Here is a 24,477-nt window from a genome sequence, read left to right on the forward strand (position 1 = left end):
TATCAAATTACCTACTTGTTCTTTCTAGCATCAAGGATTTATATAGCGCTTGTCAATTGGATAAGGTATTACAGACATTAAGTTGGTAAATGGAAAACGTTTAAAGCTAGAGAAATTAGGCTGAGGAACGTTAAAAACCCAATTGTATCTAGCATTGTAGTCACTAACGGACCACTAACCAAAGCAGGGTCAAGCTTCAGCCGTGTCAAACCCATTGGCAGTAAAGTACCGAGTGTAACAGCCACAATTGTATTAGTTGCCATTACCATTCCGGCAATTAAAGCCACCCATCGCTCTTGGGGTCGCGCCCAAATTAAGGAAAGCAGGATCATGGTCGTGGCTAAAGCTAAGGCTGTACCTAAACCAGCTAAAAGTTCCTTGCGAAGAATTTTTAAGGTATCTTTGGGTGTTACCTCTCCCACTCCCAAGCCGCGGATTGTCACCGTTAATGATTGAATACCGACAGTACCACCAGTGTTAGAAAAAATCGGCATGATTACTGCTAGAACTGGCACTGCGGCAATTATAGATTGAAATGGCGCGATCGCACTGGCTGCACCAATATACATTGCCATGATACCCAACAGCCAAGGCAAGCGGTTACGGATCGTGAGTAAGGGAGAGGATAAAGCAGCTTCATCACCACTCACACCCGCCAGTTTTTGAATATCTTCTGTGGCTTCCTCTTCCAAAATATCCATGACATCATCAATGGTGACAATGCCAACCAATCGGTCTTCTCGATCGACAACGGGGATCGCGATTAAGTCGTAACGCTGCATAATTCGCGCCACTTCTTCTTGAGGAGTTTCAGTTCTCACCTTAATGACGCGATCGCTAGCAATATCTTTGATGAAAACATCGGGAAAGGTAAACAGCAACTGGCGCAGTGAAACTACTCTTACCAGCGTCCGGTTGTCATCTGTGACGTATGCATAGTAAATCGACTCTTTGTCTTCGTCCTGACGGCGGATTTTGCTCAAGGCTTCGCCTACAGTCAATCCTTGCCGCAACCGAACATATTCGGTTGTCATTACCCGCCCAGCAGTACCTTCTGGATAGCCGAGAATCGTTGCTGTTGCTTGCCTTTGTTCTGGACTCAGTTCTTGTAATAGCCGTTTTATTACTCCAGCAGGTAGTTCATCAAACAATTCTGCCCGTTCGTCAGGACTCATCTCTTCTACAAGGTGCACCACCTGGACATCATGCAGAGAATTAATTAGTTCTTCCTGTACCTCTGTCGGCAGATATTCAAATACGTCAATTGCCTGACCTTTGTTGAGTAAACGGAATGCGATCGCCCGTTGTTGTTCAGGTAATTGTGTAATGTATTCTCCCACATCCACAGGTTGCAAGCGATTTAAATCCCATTTCAACTGGTTTAAATCGGTAGTATCACTCAACAAATCACGAATATCTTCTGTGAGCATGATATATATCTCCTAAGTCTCCCCCGCGCTGGGAGACTTCCTCACCACAGCTCAGAGGAGGTTGATACTGCCATCTTGTGGACTATGGTCCATAAAATTTCAACAATTCAATATCGATAGCTAAATCAAAGCATTGCTAGTCATCATCCTAACCCGGAATAGCACTCTCCGCTAGATACTGAGAAGTTTTTAAGTTTTTAGTAGCTTTATGTACATTTTTTAGCTTACTACCCGGATTTTTTGGGGAATTATTCTGCGATCATAGTAAGTTTTTCCACTGATATAATCTGTGATAACTGGCGATCGCGAATAAATAACCATACGGATGGCTAAAAAAAGGAGAGTTGTCTCCAAAGCAGGGATTAGAAAACTTCTGCGTCTTAACAAATGCTTGAGGTTCAGTAATCTAAATTGAGATATTCTTATTTGAGTGTCGTTAACTGATTACTAAATCATAAATAGCTTCTAGCTTGGCAGTTTGCTTGCGAATATCAAAATTTTCGCAAATAAACTCTCGTCCTTTTTTACCCATACTTTTAGCTAAAGCCCGGTCAGACAAGAGAATATCTAATTTTTCTGCGAGAGCTTGATCGTCTTTTTCATCAACTAAAAAACCAGTTTCTCCATCTAAAATAGCATCAGGGATAGCGCTATGCCAGGTAGAAGCTATTGGTAAACCAGAAGCGGCGGCTTCCAATATTGAAAGCGGTAAACCTTCGCTATCACCGTTCTTTGCTGTTTGACTGGGTAGAGAAAATATTTCTGCATTTCTCATGGTTTTTTGAATCACTTCATAAGGTTTTGCCCCCATAAAATTGACTCTATTACTAATACCAAGCTCATCTGCTAGAGCTTTAAATTTTTCAGTCATTATGCCATTTCCAATTTGGATAAGTGACACATCTGGATGCTTACTGGCAATCCTGGCAAAGGCTTTTAATAGGGTATCAATTCCTTTTTTTTCAGTATGTCTGCCTACACATAAAATATATCTTTCACCTTTGGATTCACTCGCCGGCGCAAACTTTTCTAAATCTATACCACTATTTAGTTTAATAATTTTGTCTTCAGGATAACCATATTCAATCATTTTTTTATACAAGAAACTAGAAAAAGCAATAAATTTAGATGCTTTTTGTTTTAATTCTTCTTCATGCAAAAGAAATTGATAAAATGCCGGATTACCTGACAGCCACATAGATAAACGTGAAACTGTAATATCAAAACCGTAAAATGTAACGATGAAAGGAATATTTAACTTTTCTGCCAATCGCATTGCGTAAATACCATCTGGGCCAAAATGTCCGTGAATTAATTTTAGACTTTTTAGTTCAGCCTCTTTTCCAAACATATTTGGTGAAGCAGTAATTATATGAAATAATTGCTTAATTTTCCATTGGTCATTATTACTAATAGCAATATTGTCAAAAGGGATTTCTTCTAATAGTTTACAAGTCAAAAATAACGGTTTGTATGTTTGTAAATTATGGGCTTGCTCTCCAATAAAAGTTTCTGATACTCTCGGATAAGCTCGACGATACATCCCAACTGTTTTCATTGTGTTACTCCTATTTAAGATTAATATTTATCTTTCCAAAAAATGAACGATATATTGGGTAAAAAACTTTTAAGTTCGTGATACATTTACGCCCTTGGTTCTATCTGCTGCTATGTTGTATAAAATGGTTACTACCTGATTTATTCAGAACAGCAATAACAATACCAATTTTTAGTTGTTTCAAGCCAATACTAGTCTAAATCAAGGCTTTAATTCTTTAATTACTTATGTTAGTAAGTGAAATAATAATTTTTACTGAAACTATTATTTAGTAAATATCTTAGGGTGTAATAAAGCAAACTAGGATATTTATTATGTAAACAAACCGATTAATTTTTTATGACTTACCCATTGACAGAGAAGCCAAAATAGCAATTATGCTTTTCAAGGCTTCTAGCTAGATTTTTGCTAGCCTAGACAACTGACAAAATATGGTTTGTAAAAGGCTGAACCAAGATATTTATGTGAATGCACAAGATGATTTATTTGTACAGTGCATAAGCCCTATTTTTATCAAACTTGATTGGGTTGAGGATAGCCTCCCTTTGTTTACTGCAATTATTTGCTGAATGTTTAACACAAACACATCAATTTTAAAACATATCTACATTAAAATTATATTTATTTAATAAATATTTTTCTAAAAAAAATGATTTAGTTTATACCAGCGTAAGCATAACCTCGGAGTAGTGATTTAGTTTAGACTAGCATAAGCTCATCCTTGGGAGTTAGGCACTCTTGATTTTTTGACATCATTACGCTACGGATATTATGTCCAGCTAATTAGTTATAATTCCCGAATCTATGTAGAAAGCCCAAAAATACCTCACCTCTGCGATCCTAATGATAAGTCTTTAACCGGACACAAGATGATTTAGTACACCGAATCAATAGTGGATTCCCAAGAGCACTCTTGAGAGTTCCTCTTTCAAAGACTCAACTTACTTGGAGGGATTTTTCCACCCACGCAGAGATCGATATTTCTAGAGGGGATTAACGTTTCCGTATACCCTACGGTACGGAATCCCATCTCAATGTCCCATTCCCCATAGCCCAAGTGCAAGAAACCCACTCCTTTAAGGGGTTGAATTCTGCAAGTAGTTCTTAGCGAAATTATGAAAACATCTACCAAATTACTAGCTAGCCTGGAGTATTACTACATCTATACAAGTAGTATTTGGTATCAAGCAACTTCATGCGTAGTCACCTGGACGACGAAGAATCAGAAATGGGTTAGCAGATTTCACCTCATAGTCGTGGTAATGTGTTTGAGCTTTGGCGTAGGCGTAGCCCGCCGTAGGCATCGCTTCCGATGCGATCCACTCAGGATGGTTATCTTGCCATAGAGGATGGCGTAAAATCAGGATTGTCTGACGTTTATGATTTTGGTGTACGTAGCCAGTGAGAGTTCCGAACTGAGTAGGTAAGCCGTAACCAAGGCGTTGAAGGGTAGCGGTAATTGGTGCATTCATCCCTTGATATAGTTCACTCCAAGGATTTGGAATACTGCCGTTGGGGGAATTGAGATCGATTGTAGATGAAGCTGATAACACTAATTGCGCCATATCCAAAGCCAGTCGCCAGTCTAATAAGCCGTGATAAGCAAGGTTCTGGTAATCTCGCAAACATAAGTTGCATGATGTATCACAAGCGTTTCCATGTGGCTGATTTATCCATTTGCTGGCAATGCTATTAAGAATATTGGGATTCGCCAAATCCATCAATTTTTTAAATTCTTTTGGCTTTTCCAGAAACCGACAGTATCCTGCCCCATTTTCCAGATGATCGCATAAAAAAGCCTGCCCGATCACAGTTCCATTTTGCTCTAGCGATCGGAACCCAGCCTGCAACTCCATTGCATCTACATCTAATTGGGTGGCAGCTGCTACCCGCAACCAAAATGCAAAGGAATACCAAGCTGCACGTCCGATAACTGTAGTTGGATCGGCAAAAACACCAGTAGGCCATTCCTCAATATTTACCAACAAAATATCTGTCTTCCGGCGAGATAACAATGCCACTCGATAGGCAGAACCATAAGTAGTTACTGAGTTATTCTTATCTGAAGAAACGGCATAAGCTCCGGGTTTGGGCTTACCATAAATTAAGGCATTTTGAAAGTCAAATCCACCATTGCCACCGTTGTCATTCACAGAAATTATGTGGTCATTAAATGCAGACACGGAAGCATTAAGGATACGCTGGATATTGCCTACATCAGCATTCACACTTAAAGATGGTCTGGTTGCGTTTGGTTGCCACTCAAATTGTCCATCAAAGTCTTCTGGTTGCAAGTTAGTAAAAAATCCCTTGGGTTCTCTAGTATCTAGACAACGCAAAGCATCCACCCCGCAGACTGGACAGGTATCTTTTGGCGGTTCCTGACCTCCTGGATGTGGTTTTTTTAACAATTTGTATGGGTAGATAACCGCTTGACAGTTAGCACAAAGTCCTAAAGATTTATTCTCTTGGGTGAGGGCTGGTACAAGTCCTGGTTTAGATTCTATATTCTTACCTTGGGCATATAACTCGACTACACCACAGGCTGTATGCACAGCTTTATCTTTCACAGTTTGGGAACGAGGGGCAAATTGGCTGAGGGCAATATCTAGATTGCGATCGACTACTCCCTCTGTTGGCGGCCATTGGTTGGCGCGTGCTGGAAAACGGGTATAAAGCGATCGCACCCGCGTCGGAAAGCCAAACATCGGCAATAACCCAGCATTTGCTAGACGTTCACTCAATTTATCTTGGGTATAAGTATCGTCTTCCACAACTGTTTGAATTTCTGAGATTAAATCATCGCGCAGGAAATTCAACATCTGGGCATTGCTGGCGTTGGGTAAGGCTGTCTGCACTCGCAAGCTATCTAATATAGTGATTATGGCTGGCTCATTCTTGGGGTCGTGTAACCAATCTTGGATATCTGGTTTGTAATTCTTCCAATCAATTACACTACCAAATTCGCCGTGTACATTGTCACCTCCATTAACAGCACTCATACCTAAATCGCTAAAGGCTTGGCGTAAAACTTCCTTGATCAGAACCCGTTCAAAAATGGGAACGCTTGTCATATCAACATAGGGCGGCGGTGGCGGATCGCCTGTAATACTTTCCGGGCGTTGGAAGTAAAAATCATCGTGGCTTCTACCGCGACAGAAGGTAACAGCTAAGGCAACTCCAGCAGAACGTCTACCCGCGCGACCGACTCGCTGTTGATAGTTGAAGCGACGGGGTGGCATATTTGCCATCATCACTGCTAACAGCGCACCGATATCAACCCCAGCCTCCATTGTAGTTGTGACGCTTAAAAGATCAATACCTTGGACACGGGCAATTTCATCATTGATAAAAATGTCTTGAAACTAGCGTTGGCGCTTAGTCCGTTCATCTCGGTCAGTTTGTCCAGTTAACTCGGCGGCGTTCATGCGGAAGGGCTGACCTTCTAAGGAAAGATAGGTATAGTAATCGAAGTCGCCAAGCGCTTGTTAAATCACCATGATTGGTGATAATTTTTATAATGTAAGTAGACACTTAAAAATTTAATTGGAAATGATGTTTTATAACACAGGCAATCATTGATGAGGGCTTGCTGTTTGGTTCGCCACTCAATCAAATATTTTATTTCCAACTTAAAAAGTATTATAAAGCTATAATAGTTACCAATGCATACGTAATTTGACTGAAACTACTAGTCGTCTATGTAAGTTAAATTATCAACAAAAAGAATTCGTTATGCCTTAAAAAGCTGAAAGTAAAAGTATAAAACTTTACTCATATTCATGAAGATTTGAACAAATATCATATTTTCGTTTGCGATCGCAAAAATTCAGTACCCAGAGGCGTATTAACACGAGATAATAATAAGCTCACACCACCCTTACCTGTTCTCCCATCAACCATTACAGAGCTTATTCTGGCTTGGTTTAGATAATTCACTTCACAGTCACAGGGTTGAATTCTGCAAGTAGTTCTGAACCAAACCATGAAAACATCTACCAAATTGCGAGCTAGCCTAGACTATTACTACCAGCAAATTAAAACGATCATCCTGACTCGACAGAATCCAATTACTGGTTTACTACCTGCGAGTACAGCGATTACAGCCCACGGCGATTATACAGATGCCTGGGTGCGAGACAATGTTTACAGCATTTTGGCAGTTTGGGGTTTAGGACTTGCATACCGCAAGATTGACGACGACAAAGGACGCACCTATGAACTAGAACACAGTGTCATTAAACTAATGCGCGGGTTACTCTTTGCAATGATGCGACAGGCTCATAAAGTAGAGACATTTAAACATACTCAGTCGCTACTAGATGGACTGCACGCCAAATATAATACCGCGACTGGCGACATTGTTGTTGGTGATAATGAATGGGGACATTTGCAACTTGATGCCACATCTATATTTTTGTTGATATTGGCGCAAATGACAGCAGCAGGATTACAAATAATTTATACGATTGATGAAGTGAATTTCGTCCAAAATTTAGTTTACTATATTGGACGAGCTTACCGCACACCAGATTACGGCATTTGGGAACGTGGTAATAAAATTAATCGTGGTAGTGCTGAGTTAAATGCCAGTTCTGTAGGCATGGCAAAAGCTGCTTTAGAAGCTATCAATGGACTGGATTTGTTTGGTGTGCGTGGTAGTCAAGCATCGGTAATTCATGTGCTACCAGATGAAATCGCCCGTGCCCGGATTACTTTAGAATCACTATTACCGAGAGAATCTGGTTCTAAAGAAATTGATGCGGCGCTGTTAAGTATTATTAGTTATCCTGCCTTTGCGGTAGAAGATTTGGAGTTACGCGATCGCACTTTAAACGATATTATCAATAAACTTGCTGGTAAATACGGCTGCAAACGTTTTCTGCGCGATGGACACCAAACCGTTTTAGAAGATCATCAGCGCTTGCACTATGAACCGTGGGAACTCAAGCAATTTGAGCATATTGAATGCGAATGGCCGTTATTTTTCACTTATTTAGTTCTAGATGGATTATTTCGTGGCGAACAAGAACAAGTTAAAAAATACCAAGAGCTTTTAGAATCATTACTCATAGAACAAGATGGTTTGCGTTTATTGCCAGAACTTTATTATGTTCTGGCAGAAAACATCGAAGCAGAAAAGTTATCACCCCAAACGCAACCACGTTTGCCCAATGAAAATATTCCCTTAGTATGGGCGCAGAGTTTATATTTTCTCAGTGAAATGTTGAGTGAAGGTTTAATAGCGGTTGGTGATATTGACCCTTTGGGAAGACATTTGTGTGTGGGCAAACAGCGCGAAGCATTGGTACAAATTGCCTTGTTAGCAGAAGATGAAGATTTACAAACGAAACTAGAAGTTCATGGAATTGAAGCACAAACACCCGTCCAAGTAGAGCCGATTCAAGTGAGAAAAGCTGGAGAGTTTTCTGCTATTTATACCCAAATCGGACGTAACAATAAACTTGGTTTAACTGGGCGGCCAGTACGGCGGCTGCGGAGTTTGACAACATCTAGAATCTTTCGGATTAGCGGTGAAACAATTGTATTTTTGCCTTCATTTTCTGACTCTCAACAGTTTTATTTAACCCTTGATTACCATTTTTTGCTGGATCAAATTAGAGGCGAACTAGCTTACATTCAAAAATATTGGAGCGATTTAGGACGTCCTACTCTGACTTTAATGTTAACGCACACCATGTTAGAAGCAGGTTCAAAAGCATTACTAGAACTGATGCAAGAACTGAAAGATGGTGTTTGTAACGGTGTGCGGGTGAAATTAGGGCGGCTAAATCAGCTAATGCTAACAGCAGGAATCCAAAGAATTGATTTTTTGCCAAATGCAGAATTCTCGCGATCGCCAGTCAGAAATGCTAGCCCACGTTGCTATTATTTAGCATATCATCCTGATAAAAACTGGCGCTTAGGACATACCCAAGAATTTCAAATGGAGTACGAAACTAACTTGGGATTATTACTTTCTTATTTGCGTTCATCAGAGAATATCTACGAACAAATTGAGTTATTGCAAACTTTAACTCGCTTGCAGGGAATGAAATTTGATACGGGATATGGCGGCCCAGGATATCCTGTTACTGTAGGCGATTTACTGGACGAAGTTTACACCAAAGCCGGAGATTTAGGCATTTGGGCAGTAGTGCGTCGGGCTGCGGGGTTACGGCAAATGGTTGATATCAGCCTATCAGATGCAGTCACGAGTATTTTGGTGCGAGGTAAGCAAATTGCTGTGGGTAAAGCTTACAGTGAAGCGTCCTTGATTACCGTACCCATGTCTCACGATGAAATTGCCGATAAAATTAATCATTTTTGTCGTGAGGATATACGCGATCGCGTCCTTACTCAAGAGATTTTAATCTATATTGGAATTTTAATTCGCTCAGAACCCAAACTATTCCAAGGACTATTAACGCTGAGAGTCGGCTATCTCATCTTATTGATCGCCAGCGAACTAGCGCGGGAATTGCACCTCACTCAAGATGAAGCTTATGATCGCTTAATGCAACTTTCACCCTTTGAAGTTAAAGTGCGCTTGCGTCAGGTATTAACTGGATATACTGGCATGAGTAACCTGTTACGCCAGCAAGAATCACTCCATGTCAAACAAAAAGAAAGTGATATAGCTTGGGTGGTGCTACCAGGAATCGCCGAAGGGATAGAAGTTCCGCCGGGTGGTTGGCGGCGGTTTCGCCAAGCCGAGGGTGCGACGGGGCGCGTACCAAAAGAATTTTTTAAGCAAGTTTGGCTATTAATGCAACATTGCAAAGGTCTAGTGATTGGCGATAAATTAGAGCGCCGCAATCGTTTAGATAGTGAGATAATGCTGTCGGAAATGACAGCAGGGGAAAGAAATTTTGCTCTGTTAGTTGAGCATTTGCTAAATAAAATCGAAGCTCCAGAATATCGCCAAGTTAATATTGAAGCATTAATCGAATTAGGAGCGATCGCTGCCAATAATCCAAAGTTGCAAATTGAAGAATATATCGTGTTGGATGTGTTAATTGGCCATGCAGTGCGATTGGCATGGTTAGAGAATCATAGTCAACGCAGCGATCGCTATGATGAGGATAAAGCGAGTGCGTGGCGATCGTTTTACAATACTTCTCCTAGAGATTGTGCTAGTTATATTTTGAAGGCATTCAGGTTCTTGACGGAATTTGTGAAAGATTTTTAAACGCAGAGGGGCGCAGAGGGAAACGCAGAGGAGCGCAGAGGATGAGAGAGAATGAGTTGAGTGGGGTGATTATTGGTTGTGCTATGAGGGTGCATAGTGCTTTGGGACCTGGTTTGTTGGAATCGGCTTATGAGGAGTGCTTGGATTATGAGTTGAAGAAAGCTGGATTGAATGTTGGTAAGCAAATTCCATTGCCTTTGGTTTATCAAGATGTGCAATTGGAATGTGTTTATCGATTAGATTTGATTGTCGAAAACCAAGTAATTGTAGAGATTAAATCTGTAGAATCCTTCCACCCAATTCATTCCGTTCAACTCCTAACCTATCTCAAACTAGCAAACTGCAAATTAGGTCTTCTCCTCAACTTTAACGTCCTCCACCTCAAAGAAGGCATTAAACGCGTAGCCAACAACCTCTAACTCTCACTCTAACTCGCCCTCTGCGAACCTCTGCGCTTCCCTCCGCGTTCCTTTGCGTTGAAAAAAAATATCCCCCACCTCAGATTCCAAAAGCAGGGGTTTTATTAAAACTACTTAACAGAAACAGCATCAACATCAACAGTGCTTCCAGTGGAGGTAGAACCCTCTGGAGTATTAGGTACTTCAGTACCCACCTCACCCTTACGAGTTTTCCAGCCTTCAATTACTAGCCCAGATACCTCACTAACTAGCAGAGTCAAGAGGAAAACATCATCAATCTGTCCCACAACGGGTATAAAATCTGGGAGAACATCAAATGGGCTAACCAAATAAACCAACGTTCCTAAAATTACCCACCAACGGTATTTGGGGTTACGAAGTACATTGCGATACCAGGTGTAAAGTGATTGGATTGAAAATTTCATATTTTGAACCTCCAGTTATCTTTTATTTTGACAAACTATTCTAAAAACTCACGGTGCGAATAACCGTCCTAGTTAGTCTGGAAGACGCTACTAGTAATTTGTCAACAAAGATAAATAAGTAGGTAGCGGGTTCATCCTAAACAGATATGAGTCCAATATAGACCGAATAAGAACAACCCCTTTCCTACTAGCGTTGGCAAGTAACATTCTAAGCCTTTCTCCTTTTTTACCCAATTTTCGGGTGCAAGGCTGATTAATCGCTTGCTGCTGATATCTGCTGCTCTAGCCATAAGAGATATGCCTATATACTGATTTTACTTTGCTAGAGATTTTATAAATTACTCGGTATAGTCTTGAACTTCTGTGCAGATCCCAAAGAATAATCTTCTAATTTAAAATCAGCAAAAGGCTTCTTTTCTAACCTATTCCGTAGCGCCTCGTCAAGAATGACACCTGATGATTCTCTTTTAACACCAATAATTATTACACTTGTCTGATATGTAGTTAAATCCTGATTTGCCTGACAATCACTCCGTTGGAATTGACCCAAATTCAATAAGTGATAACTTTTGACACTTGGTGTATTAATAAATAATTTTTTAACCAAAAGTTGTATTTGTTTAGAACGTTCTAAAGCTAGACGTTCTTGAACTGATCTATCACCTTTACAAGAAGCTGTGCCGACAGAGATAATCTCATTGGGAGCTTCCATTATCTTCTCTATACCTTCTTGTTCTAAGTTCAACTTCAAAAGGTCAACACTAATAATTTCATCATTGGATTTAATTTGAAAGTTGCTACCTAAAAGCCATTTATATTTTAGTGATAAAACCGCTATATTAAACTCAGCTATCCTTCCCTGGCTATCCCTACCTTCTTGATCAGAAAAGTAATCGATGTTACCTTTTTTTTCTGGATATTGTCTGTAATAAGATGTTTCAGAAAAATCTGATTTTCGCGTTGCTAAAGCCACGATACTAAGTAATCCTAATACTACTAATAGAACTGCAAAAAATGCCAATAGCGGCACTTTTTCCGGCTGCTTATTTGGAGGTAATGAATTGTGATTAATATCTACAGGTAAATGTTCCAGGTTAGAAAATTCTAATATATTACTATTTGTCGGAGTAGTGTCTGTTAATTGAGTTTCGATTTCTTCTAGGGAATGCAAAATTTCTTGAGTACTGGCAGGACGTTTTTCTATATCTGACGCTGTTAGCCAATCAATTAAATTCAATAGTAAGGGTGAAATCTGGGTAGCATGATTTTGCCAGTGCAACAAATTTTGCTGGACATCATACATCTCCAAAGGATGATATCCTGTCAGCAAAAATACAAAAGTGCGTCCCAAAGCAAACAAATCTGACTGCGGTACTGCTTGACCATTCATTTGTTCTGGGGCGCTGTAGCCAGATGACATAAGTGCTGTCATCTTGTCGCCGTTGCTTAATTGGTCTTGGTAGGTTTTATTAATTTCACTGGCGGTGCCATAATCAATCAGTACTAGATTCCCCCAATCCTTCTCAAAGGGGGATCTAATCATGATGTTAAATGGCTTAATATCTCGATGTAGGTACTGTTTGCTATGTACTACATCTAAAATTTCTATCAACTGTCTTAACCAGTCTATGGCTTGTTCTTGGGATATGGGGCTATTTTGCTGCTGTAGCCACTGTTCTAAGTTGTAGCCATCGATTTTTTCCATTGCAATGCAATGCAACACTAAACCATTTCGGGTTTGATACTGGAAGTAACTATCTTCTTTGGGAATTCCGGGATGCTTGAATTGTCCCAACACGGTTACTTCTTGCTGAAATAGTTCTACTGCTTTGGCGTCGCCTGATAAATCCTCTTTGAGTATCTTGAGAATTTTGGGGGTATCTTGCTCGTATGCCTCATAAACTTTACTAAAACCTGTTTTGTCACTCATCAGGCACGTCACCCGATAACGCCCTAGTAATTCTAGATGGGAACCACAACTTTGACAAAAGCGGTTTTGATGATTATTCGGGTGATTTGGTTTAGGGCAAACAGGGTTGATACAAAGGCTCATGACAGGAGAGTAGGGAGTAGGGAGTGGGGGAGATGAGGGAGTGGAAAAGCAGGGGAGTAGGGGAGCAGGGGAGCAGAGGAGAAGTTGCAGTAAGTTTTTCCCCTCTGCCCCTCTGCACCTTTGCACCTCTGCCTCTTATGCCCAATGCCCAATCCCCCATGCCCAATGCCCAATCCCCCTAGACATCGCTCCTATTAATTCTTCTGTTGCTGTATGACTAATCCCGTCCAATAATCATGAGATTTTTGATCTGTGTTCTGCCAAGAAAGCTGCCACAGTTTGGTTAAATGCCTCTGGTTGTGTCAAAAACGCCCAGTGATTACCGGCAACTTGACAGATACGTAAGTTTTGAAGATAGGTTTTATAGGGTTGAATTTGCCAATTTTGGCGGTTCAGTCCTTGTTTTGGCTGGACGAATAGGGCTGGGGTATCAAGGGGAATTGTAAAACCAGGCACTTGCATGACTGCCTCAAAAATTCCGTCGCGGGCGGCTATGGTAAATTTGCTGCCCCAACTCCCATCAGGTTTTTGTTCTATTCCTGTTCGGAAAACTTGCTCTTGTAAGGAAGTCCATCCTTGATATTGCTTTAATTGCCGTGCTTGTTGTTCGGCTTCTTCCTGACTGGCAAAGGGCCCCATGCTTTTAAGAAAAGGCAAGAAGCGATATAACATTGGGAAAGTTACCCTGAGAAGACTGGGCATTTTCCAGATAAAAATCGGATCGACGAGAATTATACTCCGTAAACGCTTTGGGTTTTGTCTTGCCCAGATGGCGGCTAATTTGCCTGTCCACGAGTGACTTACAATATGGGCAAAAGTCCATCCAAGACTATCCATGAGTGCTTCAAGGTCTGCGATCGCACTTTCAAAGCTATAATCTATCTCTGGTTTACTACTTTGGCCATGTCCGCGCATATCTGGCGCAACTATGTGGTAATCTGCCGCCAAGTAATCTCCTAAACTAGACCACACCAGAGCATGATCGCCTAAGCCATGTAACAGCAGTAAAGGTTCTTGACCTTGATTCCATTCTAAATAAGAAAGTTGGATATCAGGCTTTGATAAAGTTTGACGTACAGGCATCATTGCACATCCAGGCTTAGATAGTTTTGCGTTTATATGGTACTGCGAAAGAAGATGGGGAGCAGGGGGACAAGGAGAATAACCATACCTAATGCCCAATGCCCAATGCCCAATCCCCAATTCAATTGTTACCGTTTACCACTTTATGACTCTGAGGATTGTACCAATTGACACGAAATAATGAGGCTAATGAATGCCAAGATCAAGAAAAGAATGCCCCAAGGATATTAAAAGTAGTATGCCAGAATTACACCAATCGATTGCGCAGCATTATCACGAACGGACTAAATACAACCCTGAGACTCTCGCTTCCAAAAGTCAGCAGTTAGACTGGACTAAACAGCCAGTGCCCTTCAAAGAGTACAAAATTGGCTCTACTTTTGATCTCAAACCCTATATCCAAGAAAAAGCAGAGGCTTATGCTAATAACCCAGATGCTCAATGGTGGCAAAGACTTTCACGGCTATTGTTTCGCAGTTATGGATTGACGGCGAAAATGCCTTCTATGGGTAGTGCAGTGTATTTACGCGCTGCTCCCAGTGCAGGCGGACTATACCCTGCCGAGGTGTATGTGGTTTCCCGTGGTACGTCGTTATTGCCGCCTGGTCTATATAACTACCAGTGTCGAACTCATTCTCTCATGCATTATTGGGAAAGTGATGTTTGGCAAACTCTCCAAGCAGCTTGTTTCTGGCATCCTTCTTTAGAAAATACCCAATTAGCAATTATTGTGACTGCGGTTTTCTACCGTTCTGCGTGGCGCTATGAAGATCGGGCTTATCGTCGGATTTTTCTGGATACGGGACATCTGTTGGGCAATATCGAGTTAGCTGGTGCGGTTACTGATTATCGCCCCCATTTAATCGGCGGCTTTGTAGATGAATCGGTCAACGATCTGCTTTATGTCGATCCGCAACAAGAAGGTGCGATCGCTGTCTTACCTCTGGCAGACTTGTTAGATGTTAATCAAAATTTACCATTAGGATGTACTGCTTTACCTTCGGCTACTGAAACCAGTTATCCTCAAATCCCCGATGGCGAACTCCTAACATATTTCCATCGACACACCCAGATCCAATCAGGTGTAACTGGTAATCTTAATCTACCAACTATTAAACAAGAAAAATCTTTGGAGGATAAATACAATTTTCCTTTCTGTTTAAAAATTCCCACCACTACCGTACCTATAAACTGGGGACAAAAACTATCAAAACTGGAAAGCACTATGTATAAGCGACGCTCTACCCGCGCTTACAATGGTGATGATTTAAGCTTCGATGAATTGAAAAGTTTACTCGATTTCACTTACCAACCGCAAAATTACATCGACCAAAGCTTAGATATTTCTCCAGACTACTTCGATCTAAATTTAATCGAAACATTCATTGCTGTTTGCGGAGTCAAAGGACTGGAAGCGGGTTGTTACTATTACGCGCCCAAAGCCCAAGAATTACGCCAAATTCGGTTTAAAAACTTTCGGCGAGAGTTACATTTTCTCTGTTTAGGACAAGAATTAGGGCGGGATGCCGCAGCGGTGTTATTTCACACAGCCGATTTGAAAGCTGCGATCGCACAATATGGCGATCGCGTTTACCGTTACTTGCACATGGATGCCGGTCATTTGGGACAACGCGTGAATTTAGCTGCAATGCACCTGAATGTAGGCGTCAGTGGTATCGGTGGATTCTTTGACGATCAAGTAAATGAAGTTTTGGGTATTCCTGCTGATGAAGCTGTTTTATATATCACTACATTGGGACACCCAAGATAAAAATAATCCCAGAGGCGCAAAGAATCCAGAGAGTTTCTTTCTGTGTCCTTTACGTCTCTGTGCAAGCTTACGGGGCTACAAAAAGGGCTAGAACGGAGATAAAATAAGCCTCATCGCCCTTTCCCCTTGTTGGTAGTACTTGCGCTTGTTAGGACTTAATGTCAATAATTCGACAACTAACTCGCTTGTTTCTTCCATAAAATTGACCCAATTAGATCCATATAATCCAATATAAAAACTGCTATGACGGCGAATAGTCCGTCCAGATTCTTTAATTCGACCGACATATTTTTGGATACCCATACATTTAATTTATGGTTGGGGTCTAAATACCCATCCATGACCTAATTCAGAATTGCGAATTGCGAATGGGGATTTTGGTAAATCCGGGTAATTTACGTTTTTGTCAGTTTTTCCTGAATGAATGTCCTGTTTTGCATCTCGACTAGCTGTAGATGTGATTAGAAACGGATTATTAGGGAGAATTCTTTGAGCATCGAAAACGACGGTCGCGGCAGTGGCAGGTAGTGTTATGGCTTTTGTATTAGTTATAGATAGCGTCGGCGCAGCCCAACCTAGTCATCGCTATAGACTGGTGAAGCTCCGATATTAAGCTGGTGTTATGTTGAATGGGGCAAGAGTGATTAAAAAGGGTTAATGTCTCTTACCTGCTCCCAGATATAGCTCACCCACTTTCGGGTCATTCAACAATTCTTCACCAGGGCCGGAGATCGCATCACGTCCCGACTCTAATACATATCCACGATTAGCCATCTCTAAAGCTTTACGGGCATTTTGTTCTACTAATACGATCGCAGTACCTGCCTGATTAATTTGTTTAATCTGCTCAAATACTTGTGTCACCAAAATCGGCGACAAGGCAGCAGATGGTTCATCTAAAATCAGCAAACCAGGTTCCAACATCAAAGCTTTGCCCATCGCTAGCATCTGGCGTTCTCCTCCAGAGAGAGTACCAGCACGTTGACGACGGCGATCGCTTAATCTGGGAAACATAGTAAATATTTTATCTTTAATTGGTTTCAGGGGAACGTTAAGCACAAAAGCACCCATCTCCAAATTCTCTTCAACACTCAGAGAAGGGAAAACATTGGTGATTTGCGGTACGTAGCACATTCCTCGTTGGACAATTTGATTGGACTTTAGCCCCACGATATTTTCACCTTTGAAGGTAATTGTGCCTGTGTGGGGGAGTAAAAGCCCAAAAATTGCTTTTGCCAAAGTAGATTTACCTGCACCGTTGGGGCCAATCACTGTCACCAATTCCCCTGGTGCAACCTGAAAATTCACACCTTGCAGGATATCTACATCTTTGATATATCCAGCGTGAACATTTTGAACTTCTAATAAATAATCATTTGTCATTGGTCATTGGTCATTGGTCATTGGTCAACAGTCAAGTCAAACATAACTATTGACTATTGACTGTTGACTATGGACTATTACGGAGTTTTTTGCAACTCTGGTCGTTCTTCTGCAAGAATCGCCCCTTCTACAGGGCAAACTTGGAGACAGATGCCACAGTCGATGCAAGTGGCAAAGTCAATCCAGTACCAATCAGTTCCCTTGGTATTTTTGCCTGGACCATCATGAATACAAGCTACTGGGCAGGCATCTACGCAGTCAGCAACGCCTTCACAGACTTCTGTAACAATTGTATGTGGCATGTTCTCGATTCCCTCTCTTCTGTATCGGCTATTTCTAGCCTAGCAGGGGAGTGGGGACTGGGGATTGAACATACTGGTGTCAAGGTGAGTCTGCATAAGACTGCAATTTCTATTCATTACTAGCTCAGAACTTGGAATTTTCAAATTTACCCTTAGTAGTAACAAAATCAAGGTTTTTGGCGTAAGTAAGCCCTCTTGGCTATTGCCGTTAGGTTCTATGGAAATTCAGGCAAAAATACTATAATTTGTTACAACTGTAATTTATCCTACTCCTGAAACGCAAAATGCCAGAGGTATCGCTACAGCTTTTCTTCTCCTACTCTCACAAAGACGAAGCTTTACGGGATGAACTAGCTAATCACCTAAGTACTTTGACACGGCAGGGTGTGATATCAAACTGGCACGATCGCAAAATACTACCAGGAGAGGAGTGGGATCACCAGATTAATGAGAATTTAAACACAGCCGATATTATTTTGTTACTCGTCAGTTCAGACTTTATTGCTTCCAGTTATTGCTGGGATGTTGAAGTTACGACAGCAATAGAACGTCACAATACAGGAAAAGCTCGTGTCATCCCAGTTATTCTGCGAAGGGTTGATTGAAGTGATACACCGTTTGCTAAACTGCAATTTTTGCCCAAGAACGCCGAACCTGTTACCTCTTGGACTAATCGAGATGAGGCATTTACAAATGTAGCTCAGGGAATTAGGGCTGCTGCTCAACAACTCAAGGGAGAACGTCAGCAAAAACTGATACTGGCAAGAAAGGAAGCTGCTATAGCTGAGTATCACCAGTTGGTTGAGGAATTTGCGGCTGATGGCGAGATTTCTTTTGTGGAATCCGAAATATTGAAGGACTTACAGGAAAGACTCGGATTAACTGATGAAGAAGCTCGTACAGTGCGAGATAAAGCATTAGAACCTTATGGTAAATATAAAGAAAATCTGGACAAATACAAGCAAATTTTTACCAAATTAGTAGATGAACAAGGATATCCGTTAGGGGAAAAATCTAAAGCAGATTTGAAGAAATTGCAGCAATATCTGAAGCTTAAAGATGAGGATGTAGCTCTAATAGATAATGAAGCTGAAGTACAAAAGCAAGAAGCAGAAATACTCTAGCAACAACAGGAAGCAAACAGACTGCAACAACAGCAATCTCCTTCCAATGACCTGTCCTCTGAGAAGGATGTAGACTACACGTGGTTGCGCGATTTACTCAAAGCTGTTCATCCCAAGGTAGTTTCATTTGTCCTAGAAAGGATTTCTTCGGCTTTGTTTTAGCCTTCAATCATACTAATAACTTGTTTTACCAGCAGTTACGAACTAGAATAAAAATTATGAAAATTAAAGGCATAAAGCGCAAAAACACTATAGAAATATTTGAGGAAATAAACATTCCTGACAGGCAAGAAATAGTCATTGAGATTTTATACGAAGACTCGACAACAAGCGTCAGCAGTGAATCGCAATTCTGGAAATCCCTAGAAAAATTTCGCCAAAAACAAGAATTAGAAGCCGCAGGTATTCATCCAGAAGTGTTTGCAGATGTACGAGATTCTTCACCAGGACGTGAGGTAACTTGGTAAACTTGCGCTTTTTATTAGACACCAATATTCTTTCCGAGCCATTGCGCCCAATTCTCAATCCCAATGTTATCGAAATGCTGAGGCGACATGAAAATGAAATAGCAACAGCAACTGTTGTCTATCATGAACTTCTTTTTGGGTGCTACCGTCTTCCAGAGTCGAAAAAACGTCAAACTATAGAAAAATATCTCCAAGAAGTAGTTCAGCCTAATATACCCTTACTGCCATACGATACTAACGCCTCTAAATGGCACGCTATAGAAAGAGCGCGTCTAGTAACTATTGGCAAAACACCATCATTTGCAGATGGTCAAATTACTGCAATTTCTAAAGTTAACGATTTGATTATTGTTACTAATAATCTCTCAGACTACGGTGATTTTATCGAACTACAAGTCGAGAACTGGTTTATATGAACTTTTTTAAAATTAGAGGATCTCAAGAAAATACTGATAGAGAAAATCTTGCGGTGTCAAATAGAAATTGCGTTAAATTCTGTCAGCACCAATAAATCTAAATCGCCAGCTACAATAACTTCGGCATTAGCTGCTACAGCAGTTTTTAAAATTACAGTATCATCTAGGTCGCGTAGCTGGGGAGTGGAGAGTGGGGGGAGATTAGGGGAGATAAAGCAATGCCCCATACCCCATGTTCAATCCCCAACTCACTTAACGCAATGATTCAATGGTTGGTGAACCATCAGCTTTGATCCAGGCAATTTGGGCAATGCCGCGATCGCGTGCATATTGGCGAATCGCCTCTGCATCTCTTCCCCCCAAGTCAATTTCTACTCGCACCAAATCAATAGAATCTCTGAGTTTTTGCGCGTAGACAAAGGCGATGGCGTTAGCACTAGGCGTCTCTGGTGCTACCAACCAGTCACTTGCTGGAGTTTCGTGTGGTAATTGCTGAGTAGATAACAGAACTTGGTATAAATCTTCGATATTTAGTCCAAAACCAACTCCGGGAATATTTTCACCTTGAGGATGATATAGCCCCAAAAGCTGGTCATAGCGACCACCGCGCCCTAAAACTCTGGCTTGGGATTCAGTATCGTTGACAACCTCAAATACAATACCAGTGTAGTAATCTATGGTTTGGATCAGGCTGAGGTCGAGGATTAACGGAATTTTTTTCTCTGATTCTAGTAATTCTACTAGGGATTTGAGGTTATTCACTGCCTCTCGCTGTTCTTCATCTAGATCCAAACTACTGACTTTTTGTAATACATCTGCACTTGTCCCGCGTAAATCCAGGATGATTTGGGCGCGATCGCGCAGTTTTTCACTCAGGGGTAAATTATCTATGGTGATGCGGTCAAGATGAGCGATCGCACTGCGAACTTGATCTTGTAAATTAGCAGGAAAGGCACTCAGGAGCGATCGGGTAATTCCCGCCTCACCTAAAATTAAATGCCATTCCTGCAAACCCAATGCTGCTAAACAATCTGCTACTAACAGCAGTACTTCGGCATTGGCCAGCAATCCGCCAGTACCTAACAACTCCACCCCAGCTTGATAAAACTCTTGCTGGCGATTATGCCTACTTTCCCAAGTGCGGCGAAACACATTGGCGTTGTAATACAACCGTTGTGGATAAGTGACACCAGCCATCCGAGTCACAACAGTACGAGCAATAGATGCTGTTAATTCTGGACGTAGCCCTAATTCATCATCTTCGCCATTTTGTTGTAGTTGAATCACCATTTGACGCTGGATTGCTTCCCCCGCCATTAAGGTATCCATCCGCTCTAAAGTCGAGGTGATAATCTTGTGATATCCCCAGCGATGAAACACCTGCTGTAACCGATCTTCAATCCAGCGTTTTTTCTCCACATCCAAGGGCAATAAATCCCTGGCTCCCGCTGCTGGTTGATACACCATTATTTTTTCTTCCCACCAAACAAACCACCGAACAAACCACTACCAGATTTATCTGGTTGCTTATCTCCATTATTGGGGGATGAAGTCACCTTCTGATCGCTAGGTTGTTGTCCTAAAGCCTTATCTATTTTAGGTTTCCATTGCAGAGCCGTTTCGTCACTGGGGTCTAATTTTAAAGCGTTGTCAAAGTGTATTTTGGCCATTTTTAGCTGATTTTGCCTCAAATACACCATTGCAATTAAGCTATGACAGCGACTATTTTTTGGTTCTAGCTTCAGAGCATCCTGCAACTCTACTTTGGCTGGAGCAAATTGATTTTTGTCAATCAAAGATTGAGCGCGACGAATATACTGTTCTACAATCAAGTCTTCTTTTGGTGGTGCTGGTGCTGGTGCTGGTGGTGGATTTTTTGGTGTATTTGGCTGAGGCGTACCTGATTGGGCTTTGGGTTGAGCAGGCGGCGGCGCTGCGGATGCTTTACCCGCGCTCCGCATTAAATACACTAAATTCAACTCACTAGCTTGGGCAATGACTTGCAGCGCTTGTTCTAAAGAATCATATTGGGTTTGGGCTAGTTTCGCGATCGCAGTTTTATAGAAATGATCGATATTAGCTGCCTCAACTAACTGTCTAGCCAAGCCAGTGTTTAGAGTTACCGAACTAGACTCTTGTACCAGACGCTTGCCAATTTGCGACAAAATTAGAATATATTCAGTGCGAGTGCGATCGCCAGAGAGTTTTTCGTAAGCCGGGTTAACCAACTTTGATAACAATTCGTTACCGAGATGTTTTTGAGCAGCAGTTTCAGTAATACTACTGTCTGGGTGCAAACGGCGGGCGACTTGGAGATAGCGTTTGCGAATCTCTTTAACATCGGCATCAACTGGAACGCACAACACTGCGTGATGATCTATGAAATCATATTTAAATAGTCCACGATCTATTTTGAAAGACATATAGAGTTTTTGCACCAAGGGAGCAGTTAGATTGCTTTTAGTTTACCCAAAGTCGGGGGGAAAGCCCCCATCTGCTACACCCAGGCTGACAGTGGGGGAACCTGTAAAAGTTCGCTACTGAGGGAGTCGTGAATATAACTATTTGTGGCAAGAATTCTACCTGACTCAATTTTGACAGTAGTGCCATTGTAGGCGGTGACTTTGCCCCCGGCTTCTTTGATCAAAATTATCCCAGCGGCAATATCCCAAGGAGAAAGTCCCCGTTCCCAGTAACCATCGACACGTCCACAGGCAACATAAGCCAAATCTAGCGATGCCGAACCGCTACGTCTGACTCCTTGGGTAAGATGGGTAAGGTGACTAAATTCTGCGTAGTTGTTATCAGAGGTTTCACGGCGATCGTAGGCAAATCCTGTTACTAGTAGGCTTTTATTCAGTTCAGATGTTGCCGAAACCTTGATGGGCTGACGGTTACGCGTTGCTCCTAAGCCAGCAGCAGCACGGAATAGCTCATTGTGAAATGGGTCATAAATTACACCAACTTGGGGAACGCCATTAATTAACAGCCCGATGGAAACGGCAAAAAATGGGTATTGATGAGCGTAGTTGGTTGTGCCATCTAAAGGATCTATTGCCCAGAGGTATTCATTTTCTTGATTACCTAATTTCCCTGATTCTTCAGCGAGGATCGAGTGCTGAGGAAAGTGACGACGCAAAATTTCTAAAATCAACTCTTCTGAGGCTTTATCAGCAGCAGTGACTAAATCACCAGGGCGTCCTTTTTCAATAATTGCGTCTTCTAACTTACCCAAGTAACCTTGCAAAATCGCACCAGCAGCCAAGGCCGCTTCTGTCGCAATATCTAGAAAAATTTGTAGATTTGTCATTTGTCATTTGTCATTTATTGGGCATTGGGCATTGGGCATTGGGTATTGCGCATGGGGCATTGGGCATTGGTTATTAATTCTTCTCCTTCACTTCCTCACTCTCCCACTCTCCCCCTTAGCACTCAGCACTGGCTCAACGCCCCGCTATTTATGTACAGCACTCAGCACTAATTAAAGATTTTGGCGGCGAAACTCGGCAGGAGTGAGGCGCATAGGTTTTTCTGGGTTCCAGATTCCTTGCCCCATGAGTCTAGCCCATTGTTGGGCACGTTCTAAACGCTGGTCATACTTATGGTTAGGCGATCGCCCCACAAATATTGCATTCCCTTGTTTGACTAATTCTTCATTCAATAACACCTTATTTTTCCACACATAAGCTAGAGTTCGCCCAATTTTGTCTTTTGCTTCTAAATCAAACTCCAGCGTTACCGATTGTTCTACACCACCAATTAGATTCTCTAACTGTTCTTTTGCTGCTTCCCCCCAAGGGCGCTGTCGCAAATCTGGTGCATCAATACCCACTAACCGCACTTGAGAAATCAAATTTGGTTGTTCAGCCATACCTAACACTTCCAAGCTTTGCCCACTAACTACCCGTGCTACTTTTACCTGGGCTTCATTGTTTGGCAGCTGGTTTTTACCTTGGCAACTCACCAAGAATAATAAGCAAGCCAAAATAGCTATTTTTTGCACCCACTCACCAAGACGCATAGGCATCAGAAATTTGGTGATTTTGAATTGTTTATTCCTCATCTAAGGGTAGACCGGCTTTAATTCTCCCCCTAGCAAAATAGCGTCCAAACTGGAGTTCGTAGACTTCATCTTCGTCTTGCGTCTCCACTTCCAAGTCAGAACGGGGGTAACTCACACACAACAAGGCATAACCTTGCCGACGTAAATCTGGCGACAAGCCGATCGCCTCTGGTTGGTAAATTTCTCCTGATAACACTCTCACTGCACAAGCGGTGCAAGCCCCGTTGCGGCAGGAAAACGGTAGTTCCACCCCTTGTTTTTCGCCAGTCTGTAGGATGTAGCGGTCTTCTGGCACTTGTAGGGTGTATGTTTTGCCAGTGGCGCGATCGCGAACTTTAATTGTGTATGTACGGGACATCTGGATTTGCGTTTTAGGATTAGGACTATCAAATTCAATCTAGAATATCTCTCTTTATCTTTGCATTTTCTGGGATTGTATAGTATGATCGGAACTTGTGGCACCTGGAGAGGTGGCCGAGCGGTTTAAGGCGCAGACCTGGAAAGTCTGTTTAGGGAAACTTAACGAGGGTTCGAATCCCTCCCTCTCCGTTCTCAAACCTAAGTCTAAATATATAGTTTGAACCATAGGTCTACAAATAGTCAGGTTCAGTAAGAAGCAGAACTGAAATTTAGACTAAATAACCGCCTTCAAAGAACAGAATCAGGGATGCAATTAAACACAGTCCCCTATTTACAGAAGCACTAAAGAATCACATACTCTCACCTCCCATCTTTAGGGAAGCCAAGCGGGCGAGCACGTCATCGTTCCCAGTGGTCTGTTTCTTTGAGAG

General features: G+C 41.8%; 21 protein-coding genes, 1 tRNA gene and 1 pseudogene. 8 read left to right on the forward strand and 15 right to left on the reverse strand.

Translation table 11 applies throughout. The annotated features are described in order from the left end of the window. Positions 1 to 77: 77 nt before the first annotated feature. The 3 genes from mgtE to V7L12_RS03505 all read right to left on the reverse strand — a co-directional run bounded on the left by mgtE (position 78) and on the right by V7L12_RS03505 (position 6,344). Entirely contained in the window at positions 78 to 1,430 is a 1,353-nt protein-coding gene (mgtE, locus tag V7L12_RS03495) for a magnesium transporter (RefSeq protein WP_334815452.1), read from the reverse strand. Between the two features lie 436 nt (positions 1,431 to 1,866). Then, a complete protein-coding gene (locus V7L12_RS03500) occupies positions 1,867 to 2,988 on the reverse strand; it encodes a glycosyltransferase (protein ID WP_335082167.1) in 1,122 nt (373 codons plus the stop codon). Between the two features lie 1,193 nt (positions 2,989 to 4,181). Further along, a complete protein-coding gene (locus tag V7L12_RS03505) occupies positions 4,182 to 6,344 on the reverse strand; it encodes a helicase-related protein (RefSeq protein WP_335082303.1) in 2,163 nt (720 codons plus the stop codon). 629 nt (positions 6,345 to 6,973) lie between these two features. On the opposite strand from V7L12_RS03505, the gene V7L12_RS03510 reads away from it, so the two are divergent. Both V7L12_RS03510 and V7L12_RS03515 read left to right on the forward strand, forming a co-directional pair. After that, positions 6,974 to 10,180 carry a glycoside hydrolase family 15 protein gene (locus tag V7L12_RS03510; RefSeq protein ID WP_335082169.1) on the forward strand — a complete coding sequence of 1,069 codons (3,207 nt, stop codon included), beginning with the start codon at positions 6,974 to 6,976 and terminating at the stop codon, positions 10,178 to 10,180. Between the two features lie 41 nt (positions 10,181 to 10,221). Then, on the forward strand, positions 10,222 to 10,599 hold the full coding sequence (locus tag V7L12_RS03515) for a GxxExxY protein (protein ID WP_334815440.1): 378 nt from the start codon (positions 10,222 to 10,224) through the stop codon (positions 10,597 to 10,599). A gap of 110 nt (positions 10,600 to 10,709) precedes the next feature. Here V7L12_RS03515 and V7L12_RS03520 read toward each other — a convergent pair whose 3' ends face one another. The 3 genes from V7L12_RS03520 to V7L12_RS03530 all read right to left on the reverse strand — a co-directional run bounded on the left by V7L12_RS03520 (position 10,710) and on the right by V7L12_RS03530 (position 14,160). Beyond that, entirely contained in the window at positions 10,710 to 11,024 is a 315-nt protein-coding gene (locus V7L12_RS03520) for a YkvA family protein (protein ID WP_335082171.1), read from the reverse strand. 331 nt (positions 11,025 to 11,355) lie between these two features. Continuing rightward, positions 11,356 to 13,077: a serine/threonine-protein kinase gene (locus tag V7L12_RS03525; protein ID WP_335082173.1), complete on the reverse strand. Its 1,722-nt coding sequence runs from the start codon at positions 13,075 to 13,077 to the stop codon at positions 11,356 to 11,358. A 234-nt stretch (positions 13,078 to 13,311) separates the two neighbouring features. Beyond that, a complete protein-coding gene (locus V7L12_RS03530; protein WP_335082305.1) occupies positions 13,312 to 14,160 on the reverse strand; it encodes an alpha/beta fold hydrolase in 849 nt (282 codons plus the stop codon). A gap of 238 nt (positions 14,161 to 14,398) precedes the next feature. On the opposite strand from V7L12_RS03530, the gene V7L12_RS03535 reads away from it, so the two are divergent. Beyond that, complete coding sequence (locus V7L12_RS03535; RefSeq protein WP_335082307.1) at positions 14,399 to 15,931, forward strand: SagB/ThcOx family dehydrogenase; 1,533 nt, start codon at positions 14,399 to 14,401, stop codon at positions 15,929 to 15,931. Between the two features lie 87 nt (positions 15,932 to 16,018). On the opposite strand, the pseudogene V7L12_RS03540 reads toward V7L12_RS03535, so the two are convergent. The 3 genes and pseudogenes from V7L12_RS03540 to V7L12_RS03550 form a co-directional block, all read right to left on the reverse strand. Then, positions 16,019 to 16,243 (reverse strand): annotated as a pseudogene (locus tag V7L12_RS03540) (IS4 family transposase); the annotation flags it as partial. A 342-nt stretch (positions 16,244 to 16,585) separates the two neighbouring features. Continuing rightward, the gene (locus V7L12_RS03545) at positions 16,586 to 17,314 is read right to left on the reverse strand and encodes an ABC transporter ATP-binding protein (protein ID WP_335082175.1); all 729 of its coding nucleotides are present in this window, start codon (positions 17,312 to 17,314) and stop codon (positions 16,586 to 16,588) included. Between the two features lie 77 nt (positions 17,315 to 17,391). Beyond that, on the reverse strand, positions 17,392 to 17,616 hold the full coding sequence (locus V7L12_RS03550) for an indolepyruvate ferredoxin oxidoreductase subunit alpha (protein ID WP_094353237.1): 225 nt from the start codon (positions 17,614 to 17,616) through the stop codon (positions 17,392 to 17,394). 284 nt (positions 17,617 to 17,900) lie between these two features. On the opposite strand from V7L12_RS03550, the gene V7L12_RS03555 reads away from it, so the two are divergent. The 4 genes from V7L12_RS03555 (at position 17,901) to V7L12_RS03570 (ending at position 19,623) form a co-directional block, all read left to right on the forward strand. Further along, on the forward strand, positions 17,901 to 18,221 hold the full coding sequence (locus V7L12_RS03555) for a toll/interleukin-1 receptor domain-containing protein (RefSeq protein WP_335082177.1): 321 nt from the start codon (positions 17,901 to 17,903) through the stop codon (positions 18,219 to 18,221). A 30-nt stretch (positions 18,222 to 18,251) separates the two neighbouring features. Beyond that, complete coding sequence (locus V7L12_RS03560) at positions 18,252 to 18,740, forward strand: hypothetical protein (RefSeq protein WP_335082179.1); 489 nt, start codon at positions 18,252 to 18,254, stop codon at positions 18,738 to 18,740. A 218-nt stretch (positions 18,741 to 18,958) separates the two neighbouring features. Further along, a complete protein-coding gene (locus tag V7L12_RS03565; RefSeq protein ID WP_335082181.1) occupies positions 18,959 to 19,207 on the forward strand; it encodes a hypothetical protein in 249 nt (82 codons plus the stop codon). 2 nt (positions 19,208 to 19,209) lie between these two features. Beyond that, positions 19,210 to 19,623, forward strand: a complete 414-nt coding sequence (locus V7L12_RS03570) for a type II toxin-antitoxin system VapC family toxin (protein WP_335082309.1) — start codon at positions 19,210 to 19,212, stop codon at positions 19,621 to 19,623. 56 nt (positions 19,624 to 19,679) lie between these two features. On the opposite strand, the gene V7L12_RS03575 is transcribed toward V7L12_RS03570, so the two are convergent. The 6 genes from V7L12_RS03575 to V7L12_RS03600 all read right to left on the reverse strand — a co-directional run bounded on the left by V7L12_RS03575 (position 19,680) and on the right by V7L12_RS03600 (position 24,044). Next, positions 19,680 to 19,850, reverse strand: a complete 171-nt coding sequence (locus V7L12_RS03575) for a putative toxin-antitoxin system toxin component, PIN family (RefSeq protein WP_335082183.1) — start codon at positions 19,848 to 19,850, stop codon at positions 19,680 to 19,682. Between the two features lie 25 nt (positions 19,851 to 19,875). Continuing rightward, on the reverse strand, positions 19,876 to 21,090 hold the full coding sequence (locus V7L12_RS03580) for an ATP phosphoribosyltransferase regulatory subunit (RefSeq protein WP_335082185.1): 1,215 nt from the start codon (positions 21,088 to 21,090) through the stop codon (positions 19,876 to 19,878). After that, positions 21,090 to 22,046, reverse strand: coding sequence for a J domain-containing protein (locus V7L12_RS03585; RefSeq protein ID WP_335082187.1), 957 nt, complete (start codon positions 22,044 to 22,046; stop codon positions 21,090 to 21,092). The genes V7L12_RS03580 and V7L12_RS03585 overlap by 1 nt, the downstream gene beginning before the upstream one ends. Before the next feature lie 74 nt (positions 22,047 to 22,120). Then, complete coding sequence (locus tag V7L12_RS03590; RefSeq protein WP_335082189.1) at positions 22,121 to 22,933, reverse strand: inositol monophosphatase family protein; 813 nt, start codon at positions 22,931 to 22,933, stop codon at positions 22,121 to 22,123. A gap of 171 nt (positions 22,934 to 23,104) precedes the next feature. Then, positions 23,105 to 23,650, reverse strand: a complete 546-nt coding sequence (locus V7L12_RS03595; protein WP_442947865.1) for a thermonuclease family protein — start codon at positions 23,648 to 23,650, stop codon at positions 23,105 to 23,107. Between the two features lie 25 nt (positions 23,651 to 23,675). Continuing rightward, positions 23,676 to 24,044, reverse strand: a complete 369-nt coding sequence (locus tag V7L12_RS03600) for a 2Fe-2S iron-sulfur cluster-binding protein (protein ID WP_335082193.1) — start codon at positions 24,042 to 24,044, stop codon at positions 23,676 to 23,678. A 106-nt stretch (positions 24,045 to 24,150) separates the two neighbouring features. Here V7L12_RS03600 and V7L12_RS03605 point away from each other — a divergent pair. Continuing rightward, positions 24,151 to 24,235: transfer RNA gene (locus V7L12_RS03605), tRNA-Ser, on the forward strand. Positions 24,236 to 24,477 lie beyond the last annotated feature (242 nt).

The sequence above is a fragment of the Nostoc sp. genome, from assembly GCF_036918245.1.
GTDB lineage: Bacteria > Cyanobacteriota > Cyanobacteriia > Cyanobacteriales > Nostocaceae > Nostoc.

Excerpts from the sequence above, each read along its gene's own strand:
- V7L12_RS03585 (WP_335082187.1), bottom strand. The coding sequence starts at position 22,046 with ATGTCTTTCAAAATAGATCGTGGACTATTTAAATATGATTTCATAGAT.
- V7L12_RS03580 (WP_335082185.1), bottom strand. The coding sequence starts at position 21,090 with ATGGTGTATCAACCAGCAGCGGGAGCCAGGGATTTATTGCCCTTGGAT.
- V7L12_RS03530 (WP_335082305.1), bottom strand. The coding sequence starts at position 14,160 with ATGCCTGTACGTCAAACTTTATCAAAGCCTGATATCCAACTTTCTTAT.
- V7L12_RS03555 (WP_335082177.1), top strand. The coding sequence starts at position 17,901 with ATGCCAGAGGTATCGCTACAGCTTTTCTTCTCCTACTCTCACAAAGAC.
- V7L12_RS03590 (WP_335082189.1), bottom strand. The coding sequence starts at position 22,933 with ATGACAAATCTACAAATTTTTCTAGATATTGCGACAGAAGCGGCCTTG.
- V7L12_RS03565 (WP_335082181.1), top strand. The coding sequence starts at position 18,959 with ATGAAAATTAAAGGCATAAAGCGCAAAAACACTATAGAAATATTTGAG.
- V7L12_RS03520 (WP_335082171.1), bottom strand. The coding sequence starts at position 11,024 with ATGAAATTTTCAATCCAATCACTTTACACCTGGTATCGCAATGTACTT.
- V7L12_RS03515 (WP_334815440.1), top strand. The coding sequence starts at position 10,222 with ATGAGAGAGAATGAGTTGAGTGGGGTGATTATTGGTTGTGCTATGAGG.
- V7L12_RS03550 (WP_094353237.1), bottom strand. The coding sequence starts at position 17,616 with ATGCCACATACAATTGTTACAGAAGTCTGTGAAGGCGTTGCTGACTGC.
- V7L12_RS03525 (WP_335082173.1), bottom strand. The coding sequence starts at position 13,077 with ATGAGCCTTTGTATCAACCCTGTTTGCCCTAAACCAAATCACCCGAAT.
- V7L12_RS03575 (WP_335082183.1), bottom strand. The coding sequence starts at position 19,850 with ATGGGGCATTGCTTTATCTCCCCTAATCTCCCCCCACTCTCCACTCCC.
- V7L12_RS03535 (WP_335082307.1), top strand. The coding sequence starts at position 14,399 with ATGCCAGAATTACACCAATCGATTGCGCAGCATTATCACGAACGGACT.
- V7L12_RS03600 (WP_335082193.1), bottom strand. The coding sequence starts at position 24,044 with ATGTCCCGTACATACACAATTAAAGTTCGCGATCGCGCCACTGGCAAA.
- mgtE (WP_334815452.1), bottom strand. The coding sequence starts at position 1,430 with ATGCTCACAGAAGATATTCGTGATTTGTTGAGTGATACTACCGATTTA.
- V7L12_RS03500 (WP_335082167.1), bottom strand. The coding sequence starts at position 2,988 with ATGAAAACAGTTGGGATGTATCGTCGAGCTTATCCGAGAGTATCAGAA.
- V7L12_RS03545 (WP_335082175.1), bottom strand. The coding sequence starts at position 17,314 with ATGACAAATGATTATTTATTAGAAGTTCAAAATGTTCACGCTGGATAT.
- V7L12_RS03510 (WP_335082169.1), top strand. The coding sequence starts at position 6,974 with ATGAAAACATCTACCAAATTGCGAGCTAGCCTAGACTATTACTACCAG.
- V7L12_RS03595 (WP_442947865.1), bottom strand. The coding sequence starts at position 23,650 with ATGCCTATGCGTCTTGGTGAGTGGGTGCAAAAAATAGCTATTTTGGCT.